Raw genomic sequence first — 15,764 nt, 5'->3', positions numbered from 1 at the left:
AACCTTGGATATTTCGGCCCTGATTCCCGCCTTTGGCGGTTTCGCCTGGACCATATTCTTTTTTGTTGTGGCGCTGAGTGTCATCGTCGCCATTCATGAATATGGCCACTACATCGTCGGGCGTTGGTCGGGCATCCACGCAGATGTATTCTCGATCGGTTTCGGTCCCGTGATCTGGAGCCGTGTGGACAAGCGGGGCACGCGCTGGCAGATCGCTGCGCTGCCGTTTGGCGGGTATGTGAAGTTTGCCGGAGATGCGAATGCAGCCTCCGGCAAGGATACCAGTGCAATGGAAGAGGCTGCCGACGACCCTGTCGCTTTGCGCCGAACGATGCATGGTGCCCCACTTTGGGCGCGTGCCGCAACGGTGGCAGCAGGTCCTGCCTTCAACTTCGTGCTTTCGATCATGGTTTTTGCCGCTGTGATCTTTTTCACCGGAGTTCCGCGTGATCCGCTCATGGTTGGTGAAATCAGACCGCTGCCCGGTGGTGCATACGAACTGCGCGAGGGAGACATCGTTCGCGAAATCGAGGGTCAACCGGTCCCAAGCATCAATTCTGAAGATTACGCGTCGTTTGTCGACACGATCCCTGAGAAGCCACAGCTTGAATATCTTGTGGAGCGTGGGGGCGACGTAATGACCGTAACAGGTCCGTACCTGTTCCCGCCACTGGTGACGCGTGTTGTCCCCCGCAGCGCTGGACTTGCGGCCGGCTTCGAAGCGGGCGACGTCATCACGGCAGTCAATGGTGCGCCGGTGTTTCGATTTGGGCAACTGCCTGAAGTCATTGAAAACTCTGACGGAGAACCTGTGCAACTCGCTGTTTGGCGTTCCGGTGACGAATTGCAGTTCGAGCTATCCCCCAAATTGGTTGACGAACCCGATGGACAGGGTGGCTTTGACAAGAAATGGCGTATCGGGCTTGGCGGCGGTCAAGCTTTCGACATGGGCCGGGAGTCGCCCGCGCCATGGGAGGCTGTATCTGGCGGGTATGACCGCATGATTGGCGTCATCAGCGGCTCCATCAACGGGCTGGGGCACTTGATCACTGGCGCGATAAGCTCTTGCAACCTGTCTGGTCCCATCGGAATAGCACAGGTGGCGGGTACCACCGCCAGCCACAGTCTGGGCGATTTTATCTGGTTCATCGCTGTTTTGTCTACGGCAGTTGGTCTTCTGAACTTGTTTCCCATACCGGCATTGGATGGCGGTCATCTCGTTTTCTATGCCTACGAAGCGGTCACGGGTAAGCCGCCAAGTGATGGCGCGCTGCGTGTCCTGATGACCGTTGGTCTGACACTGGTGTTGTCACTCATGTTGTTTGCCTTGGGAAATGATATTTTCTGCCCCTGATTTGGGGCACAAGACCAAACGCCTTATTCTTGCCACGTTTCGTCCAATGTCTCGCCGTATTGGCGCTGTAGCGTTTCAGCGAAAGAGAGGACAAACCGATGCAGATGATTCAAACTGGATACCGTGGCTTGAGCCTTTTGATGGTGCTGAATTCGGATAGGGTCCTTTACTGCACAACTCTGGCAGGCGCTCTTGCCGTCGGAGCGTGGCTCGGTAGCCTGTAATTCTGCGAAATTATCCACAAGATGTGCCAATGACCCCGTGTTGATCCACGGGGTTTTGCGCTTTTGACAACACCTCGCAATGCAGTTACTCACGTGGTCACTGGATGTCTGAACACGTGGGGCAAAACCATGGGACTGGGGATGAGGGGCGCGGCATTGCAAGCACAGATGTGCTGGCGTATGGCGCTTAATGTAGCAGCAGCTTTTGCACTGATATCAGTGTCTTGGGTTGGAACAATGGTTCCAGCACAGGCGCAGAATTTTCAATTCAGCCGCATTGTTATTGATGGAAACACACGCGTGGGCGACGCCGCTGTGCTGGCACGGGCTGGAATCGCCTCTGGCCAGACGTTGTCAGCGGGGCAAGTGAACGACGCACGTCGCAATCTGGAAACAAGTGGATTGTTTGAAACGGTGTCGGTCGACCCACAAGGCAACACACTTGTCATCACGGTCACCGAATTCCCGACAATCAACCGACTGACTTTCGAGGGTAACAGACGTGTTGATGACGAGGCGCTGTCCGCGATCATTCAAAGTCAGGAAAGGCGCGTGTTCTCGCCCGCACAGGCGGAACGGGACGCCGGTGCTATCGCTGAGGCGTACAGTACGCAGGGCCGCGTCGCCGCGCGGGTAAGCCCACGTATTATCCGTCGTTCAGACAATCGCGTCGATTTGATTTTTGAGATATTCGAAGGTGATGTTGTCGAAGTTGAACGCATCAGCTTTGTTGGCAACAGGGTCTATTCTGACCGGCGATTGCGCCGCGTTCTGGAGACAAAACAAGCTGGTTTGTTGCGCTTTTTGATCCAGACTGACACGTTGGTTGAAGACCGTATTGAGTTTGATAAGCAGGTTCTTACAGACTTCTACAGTTCACGTGGGTATGTCGATTTTCGTGTTGTGAGTTCGAATGCCGAATTGACCGAAGAACGCGACGGCTTTTTCCTGACGTTCAACGTTCAGGAAGGACAACAGTTTTCCTTTGGCGAAGTAACTGTCGAAAGTGAGCTTCCGAACGTCGATGGAGACGCATACCAGGAGCTTATCAAGGTTCGCCCAGGAGTAATTTATTCACCAACCTTGGTCGAAGCCGAGATTTCCCGTCTTGAACGACAAGGGCAACGGGAAGGCGTCGATTTTCTGCGTGTTGAACCCCGTATCACTCGAAACGATCGTGATCTCACGCTGGATGTCGAATTTGTTCTCAGCCGCGGTCAACGCGTGTTTGTTGAACGTATCGATATCGAGGGTAACACGACGACACTCGACCGCGTGATCCGTCGCCAGTTCAAGTTGGCTGAGGGCGATCCCTTCAATCCGAGGGAAATCCGAGATGCGGCAGAACGCATTCGTGCACTTGAGTATTTTGAATCTGCCGACGTAAATGCGCGGGAGGGATCAAGCCCCGATCAGGTGGTCATCGATGTGGACGTCGAAGAGCGTCCAACCGGCTCCTTAAACTTTGGCGGGGCGTTTTCGCAGGATGACGGGTTTGGTCTGATTGTCAGCTTTACCGAACGCAACTTCCTGGGTCGCGGCCAGACGCTTGGATTCAATTTCTCAACTGCAGAAGAGTCTGAGCAATATGGTATCAACTTCATCGAGCCGTCATTCTTGGGTCGAGATGTCGCATTTGGCCTGAACTTACAGTACAGTGAGACTGACTCCAGCTTTGCCAACTACGACACCGAGTCACTCTTGTTCCGCCCCAGTCTTACTTTTCCCTTTGGTGAACGGTCCAGGTTGTCGCTGAACTATAGCTACTTGGAAAATGAAATGCTGGCGCGCGATACGGTGGCCAATGGTGCGATCGTCCAACGTGAGATTGACGCTGGTGAACAAGTCGCTTCGTCTATCGGTTACACCTACGTATATGATACGCGCGAAGGCGGATTGAATCCAACTGCTGGTGTCTTGTTCGAGATTTCTCAGGACTTTGCAGGTATCGGCGGTGACTCGGAGTTCATCCGGACGCGTGGTCGAATTGTTGGCCAGCGATTGGCCTTCAATGAGGAAGTAACACTCCGTGCAACGCTTGAAGGTGGATATCTTGCGTGGAATGGCGGCACAAACAGGACGGTGGACAGGTTTCTACTAGGCCCAAGTATCATACGGGGGTTTGAACCCGGAGGCATTGGCCCGCGTGACTTGGATACGGAGGGCAACGACTCCGATCCGCTTGGCGGCAATCTCTTTCTTGCAGCTCGATTTGAGGCAGAATTCCCATTGGGACTGCCGGAGGAACTCGGTATTCGCGGGGGTCTCTTCTATGATATCGGTAACCTGTGGGATCTGGACTCTGTAGACCTGTCTGGTGGCAACGTCGTGGGTGAAAGCGGGTCCTTCCGCCACGTGATTGGCTTCTCCATCTTCTGGGATACAGCTATTGGCCCGTTGCGTCTGAACTTCTCGAATGCTTTGCGCAAAGAAGACTTCGACGAGGAACAGTCCTTCGACCTGACCATCTCGACCACCTTCTGATGTGATGGGCAGGCTTGCCAAAGCCGTTGCAGTGCTGGTCGTGGCCCTACTTTGGGCCACGTCAACTTTCTCTCAGGATGTCCGCAGTCCGATCCTGACGATCGATAGCGAGCGTTTTTATCGTGACAGTGCCTTCGGGCAGCGTGTGCTCGCCGACATTGAGGAACAGACAACGATACTTGCAGAAGACAACCGACGCATCGAAGCAGAGCTTGAATCGGAAGAGCAGGCGTTGACGGATCAACGCCCAGATATGGAACCAGAGGCCTTTCGCGCGCTGGCAGATGCGTTTGATGCGCGGGTGGAGGTCATACGGCGCGAACGTGAGGCCAGAAGTCGCAGCATTGCAGACCTGCTGGAGGAAAACCGCGATCGTTTTCTGGTGTCTGCTGCACCGGTTCTTGAAGTTATCATGCGTGAAGCAGGCGCGGGTGTTATTCTCGAGCAGCGCAGCGTGTTTGTAAGTGCAAATGCGATCGACATAACCGATCTGGCGATTTCCCGGATGGACTCAGCGTTGGGAGATGGAACCGAGCCGCAGTAGGCGCGCGCTTGCGAGGCAGCGCCTGTCTTGCTAGGCAAGTTTCGATGAAAAGACCAAAAGCAGGGGCTGGGGCATTCCATGACTACAGATTTGAAATCCGCGGATATCGGGATGATACAACGGCTGATCCCGCACCGTTATCCGTTCCTGCTGGTCGATAGGGTTGAGGACATTGACGGCTACCAGTCTGCAACAGGCATCAAGAATGTCACGATGAATGAGCCGCATTTCCAGGGACACTTTCCCGGACGGCCCATCATGCCCGGCGTGACGATTGTCGAAGCGATGGCGCAGACCGCGGCTGTCATGGTCGGCGTTGCCCTTGATCTGGCTGACAAGAACCTGCTTGTTTACTTTATGGCCATCGACAAATGCAAATTCCGCCGGATGGTTGTTCCAGGCGATGTTTTGAAACTGAACCTCAAAACAACCCGCGGCAAACCGGGGGGGAAAGTTTGGAAATTCGCCGGTGTTGCGGAGGTCGATGGTGAAATGGCCTGCGAGGTCGAGTTCACCGCAATGATGGATTTGCCAACCACATGAGCGATGCAGGCATTCATCCTTCGGCTGTCATAGAACCCGGTGCGCAGATCGACCCGACCGCGTTCATCGGGCCGTTTTGTGTCGTCGGTCCACGTGTGGTCATCGGCCCGGACGTTGTTTTGAAAAGCCACGTGGTGGTTACCGGACACACCGAAGTGGGTGAGGGCACAATCGTGTTTCCTTTCGCTGTCATTGGCGAGGTGCCTCAGGATCTCAAGTTCAAAGGTGAGACAAGCCGCCTGGTCATTGGCAAGCGCAACCGCATCCGTGAACACGTGACCATGAACTGTGGCACTGAGGGCGGCGGCGGCGTCACGCGGATCGGTGACGATGGACTGTTTATGGCGGGCTGCCATATTGCCCACGACGCCAGTGTCGGCGACGGGGTCATTGTTGTGAATTCAGCCGCCGTGGCTGGGCATTGTGTACTTGAGGACGATGTGATCGTCGGGGGCCTGTCGGGCATTCACCAGTTCGTGCGTATTGGTCGAGGTGCAATCATAGGCGCCGTGACGATGGTCACAAATGACGTGATCCCATACGGGCTGGTTCAGGCACCGAGGGGAGAGCTTGATGGCTTGAACCTGGTTGGCCTGAAGCGCCGCGGCGTCAATCGCAGTGACATCACTGCACTACGCGCGGCTTTCCAGATGTTGGCGCAAGGTGAAGGCACGTTCCACAGTCGGGCTGAACGATTGGGTAGCGAAACCGATAGTGACTACGTCCGCGAAATTGTCGATTTCGTCATGGGCGACAGTGATCGGTCGTTCTTGACCCCGACCTGATGTTGGCCCTGATCACCGGAACTGGTGCCTTACCGGCTGTTGTTGCAGCGCATCAGCGGACATCGCCAATCATATGTGCACTGGATGGGCACAAGCCCGTGGGGCTGGAGGTGGACGTTTGGTTCCGGCTCGAAACCATAGGCACCTTGTTGCACAAATTGGTCGCGCAAGGCGTGACGGATGTCTGTTTCTGCGGCGCCATTCAACGCCCCGGCTTTAACCCTCTGAAGCTGGATGCGCGAACGATGCCGCTGGTTCCGACGCTGGCAAGGGCGGTCAAGGACGGTGAGGATGCAGCGCTGCGGGCGATCCTTGGTCTATTCGAGAAACGAGGCATGAAGGTCCAAGGGGCGCACGCGCTTGTGCCAGAGCTACTTCCTCCCTCAGGGGTTCTGACGCGAGCTGACGTGCCAGACGGGATTGATGCGCACGTAACTGCGGCCGAGAAAGTCTCGATCGAACAAGGTCGAGCAGATGAGGGTCAGTCCTGTGTCATCCGTGATGGTCAAGTCATCGCACGCGAGGACGCGCGTGGTACGGATGCGATGTTGCGCGGTCTGCAAGACCGCCCGGCAAAACCGATGCCCGTACCGGATGAAGATCCTTTTGGTGCGGCGATGGACTTTGTGGGGGATGTGCTGGATGGCGCCGCTGATTGGCTTTCTGGCCCGGTGGCCGAAGCGCGTGCGAAGCATTCCGGTGGAGTATTTTTCAAGGCGCCCAAGCCCGGACAGGATCGAAGGATTGATTTGCCGACTATCGGACCAGATACTGCCCGGGCGGTGATTGACGCCCGCCTTGATGGAATGGTTGTTGCGGCGGACGGTGTGATGGTACTTGAGAGGGAAGAGGTCTTGCACCTTCTGGACGAAGCGGGGCTGTTCCTTTGGGTGCGTTAAAGATCTTTATCCTTGCGGGCGAGCCTTCGGGTGATGCCTTGGGTGGCGCATTGATGGCGGGTCTGAACGAGGAAGCGCCGGGCGTGACCTTCGATGGCATAGGCGGGCCACTCATGCAGGCGCAAGGGTTGGTAAGCCGGTTCGACATGTCCGAACTGACAGTCATGGGCATTGCTGAGGTGCTGCCGAAGTACCGTCATCTGAAACGGCGCATAGCGGAGACTGCGCAGGCCGTTATCGATATCCAGCCCGACGTGCTGATCACCATCGACAGCCCAGATTTTTCCTTGCGAGTTGCCAAGTTGGTCAAGGCAGGCTCAGATATTCGGACCGTGCATTACGTTGCTCCGACCGTGTGGGCATGGCGGCCGGGCCGGGCCAAGAAAATGGCCAAGATGATTGATCATGTTCTGGCGCTTTTCCCGTTCGAACCCCCATACATGGAAGCGGAAGGGATGGCGTGCGACTTCGTGGGGCATCCTGCGGCCACGGTTCCGCGCGCCACGGTTGCCGAGCAGGCTGACTTCCGATCGCGCCATGGATTGGACGATGCGGATCCATTGGTGCTTGTCTTACCCGGTTCGCGCCGGGGGGAGATCACGCGAATGAGCCCGGTTTTCGGGGAAGCGCTGGGGCGGCTTGCAGCCACGCGGCCAGATTTGAAGATGGTTCTACCCGCTGCTGGATCGGTTGCCGGTCTGGTGCGTGAAGAGGTGGCACGCTGGCCGGTCGCCCCCCTTGTTCTTGATCCCACGGGACAGAATCAGGACGCGGCTCTGGCTGAAAAACGGACCGCTTTTGCAGCGGCGGATGTAGCTCTGGCGACCTCGGGGACCGTGTCGCTGGAATTGGCTGCAGCAGGCACACCCATGGTCAGTGCGTATGATCTGCATTGGCTCAGTCGCGCCATCATCAGTCGAATGGTGACCACGGATACGGGTAGCTTGATCAATCACGTAACAGATACGCGCGTTGTACCGGAAGTGGTTGGCAAAGACTTCAACGTTGAGAACGTTGTGTCGGCTATGGAGAACCTGCTCGCGGGTTCGGAGGATCAACGTGCGGCCATGGAACTCACGATGGATCAGCTCGGACGCGGTGGCGATGATCCCGGCTTGCGTGCCGCGCGGGCCGTTCTGGCGCGGATGGGGTAGTCTGTCCCCGCGGGGACAGAGTTTACCGTACGGTCAAACCTTAACCAATTTGGACCAGCGCGTGGCGCTTTTTGCCCGCTGACAACTTGATCGGTGCAGCCAGAGCGGCCTGATCAATCATCGTGCCTGCTTCGGTCAGCGGCGCGTCGTTCAGGCGTGCTCCGCCCTCCGCGATCAGACGTTTTGCTTCTTTCCCGGACCCGGCAAGACCGGACTTCACGATCAGCTGCACGATGGATATACCGTCGCCTACGTCCGCCGCGCTGAGCGTCAGGGTAGGGAGGTCATCACCGACGCCACCTTTTTCAAAGACTTCTTTCGCCGTCTGCGCCGCTGCCGCTGCCGCTTCAGCACCGTGCAGAATGGTTGTCACCTCGGTTGCAAGAAGAGCTTTGGCCTCGTTGATCTCGGGCCCTTCTAGGGCACCCAAACGGTTGCATTCGTCAAGTGGCAGTTCGGTGTAGAGTTTCAGGAACCGACCCACATCCGCGTCCGTCGTGTTCCGCCAGAACTGCCAGAACTCATAGGGCGACAGCATGTCCGCATTCAGCCAGACCGCGCCTGATTGTGACTTGCCCATCTTCTTGCCGTCCGAGGTTTCCAGAAGCGGTGAGGTCAGACCAAACACCTCTTTCTGAATGACCCGGCGGGTCAGGTCGATGCCGTTGACGATATTGCCCCACTGATCACTGCCGCCCATCTGCAGGATGCACCCATAGCGGCGGTTCAACTCCATGAAGTCATAGGCTTGCAAGATCATGTAGTTGAATTCGAGGAACGACAGCGACTGTTCGCGGTCTAGCCGAGATTTCACGCTTTCGAACGACAGCATCCGGTTGATCGAGAAATGCCGCCCGATGTCCCGCAGGAAATCAAGGTAGTTCAGGTCGTCCAGCCACTCGGCATTGTTCAACATCTGCGCGCCATCGTCATAGTCGATGTAGGCCGAGAACACCTGTTTGATCCCGGCGATATTCGCATCAATCGCGGCAGCGTCGAGCAGGGGGCGTTCATCGGCGCGGAAGGACGGGTCGCCCACCTTGGTCGTGCCACCGCCCATCAGGGTAATGGGCCTGTGCCCGGTTTTCTGGAACCAGCGCAGCATCATGATTTGGATAAGCGAACCGACGTGCAGCGATTTGGCTGTCGCGTCAAAGCCGATATAGGCGGTCTGCCCCGGAACCAGCAATGCGTCGTCCAGCGCCTGCATGTCTGTGCAGTCGGCCAGAAACCCGCGGCTTTGCATCACGTGCAAAAAATCGGATCGGGGTGTGTAAGTCATTTGGCTTGTCCTTGGATCGGCTCCGTCGCAGTCTATAAGCGGGGGACGGGCAAAGGAAAAGACCATGCATAAGGTCAGAGAAAAGGGAGCGGTCATTACCGCTCTGGGTGCGATGTCTGGGACGTCTCTGGACGGGGTTGATGCAGCCGATTTACGGACCGATGGCGTAGTGATTGATAGCTTTGGTGCGGACGACTACCGTGCATACACGGCCGAGGAGCAGACCGTCTTGCGCGCAGCCCTTGGGCATTGGTCCGGAGCAACGCTGGACCCGGCGACGGATGTCGTGATGTCTGTACATCAGGCGCTTTTGAGTGGCTTCCATGGTGTCGATCTGGTTGGGTTTCATGGTCAGACCGTGGCGCATGCGCCGCGCGCCCGCGGAACGCTCCAGCTTGGCGACGGTGCCGCACTGGCCCGATCGCTTGGCACGCCCGTCGTCTGGGATTTTCGATCGGCCGACGTTGAACTTGGCGGAGAAGGAGCGCCCCTTGCGCCGTTCTTTCACTTCGCCTGCGCCAAGTGGATGGGGGCTGATGACCCGGTTGCGTTTTTGAACCTTGGTGGCGTTGGCAATCTGACCTGGGTCGACCCGAGCGCGGATGTGCCCGAGGCCGACGGCGCGCTCTTGGCCTTTGACACCGGGCCTGCCAACGCGCCTGTCAACGACTTGATGCAGGCACGGCTTGGTCTGTCTTTCGACAAAGGTGGCCGTGTCGCCGCATCTGGAACGGTTGAGACTGGCGCGCTTGAGCTGTTTCTGGCGGAACCCTACTTTGCCCGCATCCCTCCAAAATCACTCGACCGGAACGACTTTGCCGAGATGGTGGAACTGGTCGGCGAACTCAGTGATGCGGATGCGGCCGCCACTCTGACCGCCATGTGTGCCGCAGGGGTGGCAGAAGGGATGCAGCACTGTCCACGTCCACCTTCGAGGGTTTTGGTAACCGGGGGCGGACGGCATAACCCGGTTCTGATGAAGATGCTTGACGTGTCTCTGGATTGTCCCGTGCTTCCGGTCGAAGACGTGGGGCTGAACGGTGACATGCTGGAGGCGCAGGCGTTTGCCTATCTGGCTGTTCGTGTTGCCCGCGGTTTGCCGACATCTTGCCCCGGCACGACGGGTGTCAGGGCCGCTGTGGGCGGTGGGACCGTAAGCTATCCCTGACGAGGAATGTCAAAGCCGGGTTCCGCAAGCGTGAACCCTTCGAACTGGAACCCCGGTGAGACAGTGCAGCTGACCAGCGTGTAGTCACCGGTGCTGCGTGCGGCTTGCCAATACTGCTCGGGCACGATGATCTGCGGCGCACCTCGGTTCAGATCGGGGGACAACACGTGATCCTTTGCTGGTCCATCGTCACTGCTGCTCATGGACAGGATCAATGGCGCGCCTGCGTGGTACAGCCATATTTCCGTTGCATCGACTCTATGCCAGTGGCTTTGTCCACCCGCCGCCAGCAGGAAGTAGATGCAGGTCCCCGTCGGTCGCCCGTTGTTTTCGGCAACCCAGGTCTGGCGGTAATGCCCGCCTTCGGGATGCGGTTGCAGGTTCAGGTGGGCAATGATTTCGTCAGCGGTCATGTGCGTGGCTCACAATGGGTGCTCGAAAAAGCGGAGATGTGGGATGAAGGCCGGGTCAGCTTCATAATATGGCGTGCAAGGCCGGAAGCCGAGCCGTTCATACAGTGCGATGGCTTCTGTCAGTCTGCTCATTGTATCCAGAACGACCCGGCCGTAGCCATCGCTTTTGGCGCGTGACATGGCGTCTTGCATCAGGGCTCTACCCGCGCCTGTGCCACGTGCTGACGGGGCGACGTAGACGCGTTTGATTTCTGTCGTGGCGGGTGCGGGCAATGGGTAGTACATGGCACAGCCAACGGTCTGATCGCCAAGTGTCGCAACCAGAATATCACCCTTGGGACGCGCATGGATGCGTGGCAGGTCTGCAATGAGGGCAGCGTAGCTGTCCTTGGCATAGTAGGCTTCGACCATCTGGGGTAGATCAACGGATCGTTCGATCAGAAGGTCGCGGTAGGCCCAGCACAAGCGGGCGACATCCTCCATGTCGGCGGGGTGGGCGGAGCGTATCGTGAGCGTCACTGACATGTCTTCCGCAGGGCGCGTTCCATGGCTTTGAATTGTTTTTCCACGCGTGATCGGGGTTTGAGGGCCTCAACCTTGGCCATGTTGTTGTTCCCGGTGTGCCACGCATCAAACAACAGTGCGCGAATGTCCGGGTCCAGCTCCTGTTCCGCAACGGCGTAGTTGCACTGGCACTGCAGCAGTGTCAGGGGACCCAAACGACCCTCGGCCTGCATTTTCGAACAGGTTTGCAGGGCGTCCTGTGCGTGCACTTGCGTGCCAAGCGCTATGGCGCTCAGCACAATTGGAACAGTCCACCGGATCATTTGAGGATGGAGCGGCCGGCGAACTCAGCGCTTTCGCCCAGCATCTCCTCGATACGGATCAACTGGTTGTACTTGGCGAGCCGGTCCGAGCGGGCCAGTGATCCGGTTTTGATCTGACCACAATTCGTGGCGACGGCGAGGTCGGCGATGGTTGCGTCCTCCGTCTCGCCGGACCGATGTGACATGACATTGGTGTAGCGTGCGCGATGCGCCATATCGACAGCTTGAAGTGTTTCGGTCAAGGTGCCTATTTGATTGACTTTTACCAACATAGAGTTGGCGCAGCCCTTGGCGATACCATCGGCCAGACGCGCAGGGTTGGTGACAAACAGGTCATCGCCGACCAATTGAACCTTGTCGCCGATTGCATCGGTCAAGGCCTTCCAGCCGTCCCAATCGTCTTCGCCCATCCCATCCTCGATCGAGATGATGGGATAGTCATTCACAAGTGCTTCCAGATAGGCAGCATTCTCATCCAACGAAAGTGTTTTTCCTTCCCCTGAAAGGACATAGGCGCCATCCTTGAAGTATTCTGTCGCGGCGCAGTCAAGGGCAAGGTGAATGTCTTCACCTGGGGTATACCCTGCTTTCTCAACCGATTTCAGGATGAAATCCAATGCGTCCCGGGTCGAGCTGATGTTGGGGGCAAAGCCGCCTTCGTCGCCGATACCGGTCGACAGGCCCGCGTCGCTGAGTTCCTTTTTCAGCGTGTGGAAGACTTCCGAACCCATACGCACAGCCTCGCGGATGTTTGTGGCGGCCACCGGCATGATCATGAATTCCTGGATGTCGATGGGGTTGTCGGCATGTTCGCCGCCATTGATGATGTTCATCATCGGGACGGGCAGAATGCGAGCCGATGTGCCGCCGACGTAGCGATAAAGCGGTTGCGACGTCCAGTCAGCGGCAGCCTTGGCAGCCGCGAGCGACACGCCGAGGATGGCATTGGCGCCCAAGCGGCTTTTGTTGTCCGTGCCGTCGAGTTCGATCATGGCCTGGTCCAGCTCGACCTGTTCGGTGGCATCGATACCGACCAGTGCCTCGGCAATTTCGCCATTCACAGCCGTGACAGCTTCCAGTACACCCTTGCCCTTGTAACGCGCCTTGTCGCCGTCGCGCTTTTCAACCGCTTCATACGCACCGGTCGATGCGCCGGAAGGAACGGCGGCGCGGCCCATGGTGCCATCCTCAAGTGTCACGTCGACCTCGACGGTGGGGTTGCCCCGGCTGTCGAGGATTTCGCGGGCATGAATGTCGATAATGGTGCTCATTGGATGGCTCCTGTAGCAGAAAGTTATCCAGCGTCTAACGTGATGGTGGCGCTAACAACAAGAGGCTTTACGCCGCATCCGGCGTTTTCCTGATATGTTCGCGCCATAGGGTGAAAAGGCCTGACATTATGACAATTGCCACGCCGATCAGCGTCAGACTGTCTGGCATTTCGAAAAAGATCAGGATGCCGATGATCAGTGCAAACACCATGCGTGTATAGCGAAACGGTGTCACGAAACTGACGTCGCCCATCCGCATGGCCATGACAATGAAACGATAGGAAATGGCGCCGATGACCGCAGCAATGGCAAGCAGACCCCATTCGTTGAGAGTGGGCACAACAAAAGGTACGCCCGAGACCACCATGAGCCCCAGTCCCGCCGGTACAAGTAATGCAAAGGCGACAAAACTCAGTTGGAGTGCCGACAGTGTCGCTGGCACGCGACGTGTTGCCAGATCGCGGATGGACAAGCCGATCATGCCCTGAACTGCAAACAAGACGTTCCAATCAAACCCATCAAGCCCGGGACGCACGATCAACAGAACGCCGCATAAACCAACGACAATAGCCGCCCACCGTCGCCAGCCGACCGGCTCTGCCAGAAAGACGGCAGCACCCAGCGTGACCATCAGCGGGGTGGTTTGCAAGATCGCTGAGGCGGTGGCTAATGGCACCAACACCAGGGCGGTCACAAAACCCAATGACCCAATCACTTCGCCCGCGTTGCGGATCAACATGGCACGGCCCAGCAGCGCACGGCTGACCAGTGGTTGTCCTTTCCACACGCAGGCGCACGCCATGATCGCGGCGCCACCCGCGCCCAGAAGGGCCAGCAATTGACCAACCGGGATCACGCCGCCCAGCAGCTTGATGAACATGTCTTCGATGGCGAAGCACAGCATCGCCAAAACCATCAACCCGGCGCCACGCAAGTTTTCCATATGGTGGAGCCCTTAGTCTTTTGGCAAATGTGCCGGGTTTATGCGAGTGGCGTGGAGGCACGCGACCAAGACGAAGAAAAATGCGCTGGTTTACGGACGTTTGCGCGGCACGCCATAGAGTTCCAGCCGGTGGCCGCGCAATTCGTATCCCAGCTTTTCGGCAATCTTTTCCTGCAGGGCTTCGATCTCTGCATCGACGAATTCAATGACTTCGCCAGAGTTCATATCGATCAGGTGGTCATGATGTTCGCGCTCTGCGTCCTCATAGCGGGCACGACCGTCGCCAAATTCCAGCTTGTCGAGGATACCGGCCTCTTCGAACAGCTTTACGGTCCGGTATACCGTTGCAATGGAAATGCCCGGATCGACCGCGCTGGCCCGATTGTATAGTTCTTCTACATCCGGGTGATCGTCCGACTCCTCAAGCACCTGGGCAATGACCCTGCGAGGATGGGTCATACGCAGCCCCTTGGCTTCGCTTCGGTCGCGGATGCTGGCACGATTTGCGGTCATGTCCCGGGGTTTAACGAAGGTTGCAGGCAGGGGCAATTGCGGTTGACGCTGGCATGGTATGGGTCCACTGGGGGTCATGAGCGATTTTGACATGATGAACCTGCCCGCGGAGCTTGCAAAGCGCGTGGCAGAGATGGGCTTGACCCAACCGACCCCTATTCAGGCGCAGGCGATTCCGCACGCGCTGAACGGGCGCGACGTGATGGGCTTGGCGCAGACCGGCACTGGCAAGACTGCCGCCTTTGGTATTCCGTTGATTGCACGGTTGATGGAGGAGGGCGGGCGTGCCGTCCCCAAGACTGCGCGCGGTCTAATCCTAGCTCCGACGCGGGAATTGGCCGGTCAGATCGCGCAAGTGTTGCGCGCCATGACCCAGATGCGTGTCCAGATCGTCGTTGGTGGGGTGTCCATCAATCCACAGATTCAGCGGCTTGCAAAAGGCGCTGACATTCTTGTGGCAACGCCGGGCCGTTTGCTGGACCTGGTCGAGCGCAAGGCGATCAAGCTTGAGCACACGGGCTTCCTCGTTCTCGACGAGGCGGACCAGATGCTGGATCTGGGTTTTGTTCATGCCCTACGCAAGATCTCGTCATTGATGGGAGATGACCGGCAGACCATGCTGTTTTCGGCCACGATGCCAAAGCAGATGAACGAGATTGCACAATCCTATCTGCACGAGCCCATGCGGATCGAGGTGAACCCACCCGGCAAGGCGGCTGATAAAGTCACCCAAGGGGTGCACTTCATCGCCAAGGCCGAAAAGTCGGCGTTTCTGATTGAGCTGCTCGACAAGCACCGGGAAAACCGGGCTTTGGTCTTTACCCGCACCAAGCATGGAGCGGACCGTTTGGCGCGCGCACTTGAGCGCAAGGGATTTGCCGTTGCCGCCATTCATGGTGACAAGCGGCAGGGCCAGCGGGAACGCGCGCTTGCCGCATTCAAGGCGCGCGAGGTGCGCGTTTTGGTGGCGACAGATGTTGCGGCGCGCGGGTTGGATATTCCGGACGTCAAGTTCGTATACAATTACGAGCTGCCCAACGTGCCAGAGGCCTATGTGCATCGCATCGGCCGTACGGCGCGTGCAGGCAAGGATGGTTCTGCGGTGGCGTTCTGCGCGCCGGAAGAGATGGACCACCTCAAGGACATTCAGAAGGTCATGAAGATGACCATTCCAATCCTTTCGGGTCGCGCATGGGAGCCGGTGCAAGATCCGGATGCGAAACCGTCCGGTGGGCGCGGGCGCGGCCGGGGCCGCCCCGGTGGCAATCCTGGCGGTGGACGTCCCGGCGCACCCGGGCATTCAAAGCCTTCGAACCGACGGCGGCGCAAACCCAAGCCAAAGGGGCCGCGGACATAACCA

16 protein-coding genes are annotated in these 15,764 nt (G+C 57.8%); 9 read left to right on the top strand and 7 right to left on the bottom strand.

Going from position 1 to position 15,764, the window contains the following annotated elements; translation table 11 throughout:
- The first annotated feature begins 4 nt into the window (after window positions 1–4).
- The 7 genes from rseP to lpxB all read left to right on the top strand — a co-directional run bounded on the left by rseP (window position 5) and on the right by lpxB (window position 7,987).
- Window positions 5–1,354, top strand: coding sequence for an RIP metalloprotease RseP (rseP, locus tag Q1A75_RS06660; protein WP_299545918.1), 1,350 nt, complete (start codon window positions 5–7; stop codon window positions 1,352–1,354).
- Between the two features lie 461 nt (window positions 1,355–1,815).
- Window positions 1,816–4,062: an outer membrane protein assembly factor BamA gene (gene bamA, locus Q1A75_RS06655; protein WP_299545916.1), complete on the top strand. Its 2,247-nt coding sequence runs from the start codon at window positions 1,816–1,818 to the stop codon at window positions 4,060–4,062.
- Between the two features lie 4 nt (window positions 4,063–4,066).
- The gene (locus Q1A75_RS06650) at window positions 4,067–4,606 is read left to right on the top strand and encodes an OmpH family outer membrane protein (protein ID WP_299591942.1); all 540 of its coding nucleotides are present in this window, start codon (window positions 4,067–4,069) and stop codon (window positions 4,604–4,606) included.
- 78 nt (window positions 4,607–4,684) lie between these two features.
- Window positions 4,685–5,149, top strand: a complete 465-nt coding sequence (gene fabZ, locus Q1A75_RS06645; protein ID WP_299545912.1) for a 3-hydroxyacyl-ACP dehydratase FabZ — start codon at window positions 4,685–4,687, stop codon at window positions 5,147–5,149.
- The gene (lpxA, locus tag Q1A75_RS06640) at window positions 5,146–5,934 is read left to right on the top strand and encodes an acyl-ACP--UDP-N-acetylglucosamine O-acyltransferase (protein WP_299545910.1); all 789 of its coding nucleotides are present in this window, start codon (window positions 5,146–5,148) and stop codon (window positions 5,932–5,934) included. The genes fabZ and lpxA overlap by 4 nt, the downstream gene beginning before the upstream one ends.
- Window positions 5,934–6,833: a UDP-2,3-diacylglucosamine diphosphatase LpxI gene (gene lpxI, locus Q1A75_RS06635; protein WP_299545909.1), complete on the top strand. Its 900-nt coding sequence runs from the start codon at window positions 5,934–5,936 to the stop codon at window positions 6,831–6,833. The genes lpxA and lpxI overlap by 1 nt, the downstream gene beginning before the upstream one ends.
- Entirely contained in the window at window positions 6,821–7,987 is a 1,167-nt protein-coding gene (gene lpxB / locus Q1A75_RS06630; RefSeq protein ID WP_299545907.1) for a lipid-A-disaccharide synthase, read from the top strand. Before lpxI ends, lpxB begins: the two co-directional genes overlap by 13 nt.
- A 40-nt stretch (window positions 7,988–8,027) precedes the next feature.
- On the opposite strand, the gene tyrS is transcribed toward lpxB, so the two are convergent.
- The gene (tyrS, locus tag Q1A75_RS06625) at window positions 8,028–9,269 is read right to left on the bottom strand and encodes a tyrosine--tRNA ligase (RefSeq protein WP_299545905.1); all 1,242 of its coding nucleotides are present in this window, start codon (window positions 9,267–9,269) and stop codon (window positions 8,028–8,030) included.
- Window positions 9,270–9,333: 64 nt separating this feature from the next.
- Here tyrS and Q1A75_RS06620 point away from each other — a divergent pair, with 64 nt between their 5' ends.
- Window positions 9,334–10,437, top strand: a complete 1,104-nt coding sequence (locus Q1A75_RS06620; protein WP_299545903.1) for an anhydro-N-acetylmuramic acid kinase — start codon at window positions 9,334–9,336, stop codon at window positions 10,435–10,437.
- On the opposite strand, the gene Q1A75_RS06615 is transcribed toward Q1A75_RS06620, so the two are convergent.
- From Q1A75_RS06615 to Q1A75_RS06590, 6 genes are all read right to left on the bottom strand, one after another.
- Window positions 10,428–10,850 (bottom strand): cupin domain-containing protein, encoded by a 423-nt coding sequence (locus Q1A75_RS06615; RefSeq protein ID WP_299545901.1) that lies wholly within the window; start codon window positions 10,848–10,850, stop codon window positions 10,428–10,430. The genes Q1A75_RS06620 and Q1A75_RS06615 overlap by 10 nt on opposite strands.
- A gap of 9 nt (window positions 10,851–10,859) precedes the next feature.
- Complete coding sequence (locus tag Q1A75_RS06610) at window positions 10,860–11,375, bottom strand: GNAT family N-acetyltransferase (protein WP_299545899.1); 516 nt, start codon at window positions 11,373–11,375, stop codon at window positions 10,860–10,862.
- Window positions 11,366–11,677 carry a hypothetical protein gene (locus Q1A75_RS06605; RefSeq protein ID WP_299545897.1) on the bottom strand — a complete coding sequence of 104 codons (312 nt, stop codon included), beginning with the start codon at window positions 11,675–11,677 and terminating at the stop codon, window positions 11,366–11,368. Before Q1A75_RS06605 ends, Q1A75_RS06610 begins: the two co-directional genes overlap by 10 nt.
- Entirely contained in the window at window positions 11,674–12,948 is a 1,275-nt protein-coding gene (gene eno, locus Q1A75_RS06600; RefSeq protein WP_299545895.1) for a phosphopyruvate hydratase, read from the bottom strand. The genes Q1A75_RS06605 and eno overlap by 4 nt, the downstream gene beginning before the upstream one ends.
- Window positions 12,949–13,015: 67 nt before the next feature.
- Window positions 13,016–13,891 carry a DMT family transporter gene (locus Q1A75_RS06595; RefSeq protein WP_299545893.1) on the bottom strand — a complete coding sequence of 292 codons (876 nt, stop codon included), beginning with the start codon at window positions 13,889–13,891 and terminating at the stop codon, window positions 13,016–13,018.
- Window positions 13,892–13,981: 90 nt separating this feature from the next.
- Entirely contained in the window at window positions 13,982–14,404 is a 423-nt protein-coding gene (locus Q1A75_RS06590) for a Fur family transcriptional regulator (protein ID WP_299545891.1), read from the bottom strand.
- Between the two features lie 76 nt (window positions 14,405–14,480).
- Between Q1A75_RS06590 and Q1A75_RS06585 the strand changes: the two genes are divergently transcribed.
- The gene (locus tag Q1A75_RS06585) at window positions 14,481–15,761 is read left to right on the top strand and encodes a DEAD/DEAH box helicase (RefSeq protein ID WP_299545889.1); all 1,281 of its coding nucleotides are present in this window, start codon (window positions 14,481–14,483) and stop codon (window positions 15,759–15,761) included.
- The last annotated feature ends 3 nt before the right edge of the window (window positions 15,762–15,764 follow it).

The organism is uncultured Tateyamaria sp., assembly GCF_947504105.1.
Taxonomy (GTDB): Bacteria; Pseudomonadota; Alphaproteobacteria; order Rhodobacterales; family Rhodobacteraceae; genus Tateyamaria.
The sequence above is the reverse complement of the archived record's forward strand: the minus strand, read 5'-3'. Positions and strand labels throughout refer to the sequence as shown.

Coding starts and splice junctions, on each gene's coding strand:
- bamA (WP_299545916.1), top strand. CDS start 1,816: ATGGTTCCAGCACAGGCGCAGAATTTTCAATTCAGCCGCATTGTTATT.
- Q1A75_RS06650 (WP_299591942.1), top strand. CDS start 4,067: ATGGGCAGGCTTGCCAAAGCCGTTGCAGTGCTGGTCGTGGCCCTACTT.
- fabZ (WP_299545912.1), top strand. CDS start 4,685: ATGACTACAGATTTGAAATCCGCGGATATCGGGATGATACAACGGCTG.
- lpxA (WP_299545910.1), top strand. CDS start 5,146: ATGAGCGATGCAGGCATTCATCCTTCGGCTGTCATAGAACCCGGTGCG.
- lpxI (WP_299545909.1), top strand. CDS start 5,934: ATGTTGGCCCTGATCACCGGAACTGGTGCCTTACCGGCTGTTGTTGCA.
- tyrS (WP_299545905.1), bottom strand. CDS start 9,269: ATGACTTACACACCCCGATCCGATTTTTTGCACGTGATGCAAAGCCGC.
- Q1A75_RS06620 (WP_299545903.1), top strand. CDS start 9,334: ATGCATAAGGTCAGAGAAAAGGGAGCGGTCATTACCGCTCTGGGTGCG.
- Q1A75_RS06615 (WP_299545901.1), bottom strand. CDS start 10,850: ATGACCGCTGACGAAATCATTGCCCACCTGAACCTGCAACCGCATCCC.
- Q1A75_RS06610 (WP_299545899.1), bottom strand. CDS start 11,375: ATGTCAGTGACGCTCACGATACGCTCCGCCCACCCCGCCGACATGGAG.
- Q1A75_RS06605 (WP_299545897.1), bottom strand. CDS start 11,677: ATGATCCGGTGGACTGTTCCAATTGTGCTGAGCGCCATAGCGCTTGGC.
- eno (WP_299545895.1), bottom strand. CDS start 12,948: ATGAGCACCATTATCGACATTCATGCCCGCGAAATCCTCGACAGCCGG.
- Q1A75_RS06595 (WP_299545893.1), bottom strand. CDS start 13,891: ATGGAAAACTTGCGTGGCGCCGGGTTGATGGTTTTGGCGATGCTGTGC.
- Q1A75_RS06590 (WP_299545891.1), bottom strand. CDS start 14,404: ATGACCGCAAATCGTGCCAGCATCCGCGACCGAAGCGAAGCCAAGGGG.
- Q1A75_RS06585 (WP_299545889.1), top strand. CDS start 14,481: ATGAGCGATTTTGACATGATGAACCTGCCCGCGGAGCTTGCAAAGCGC.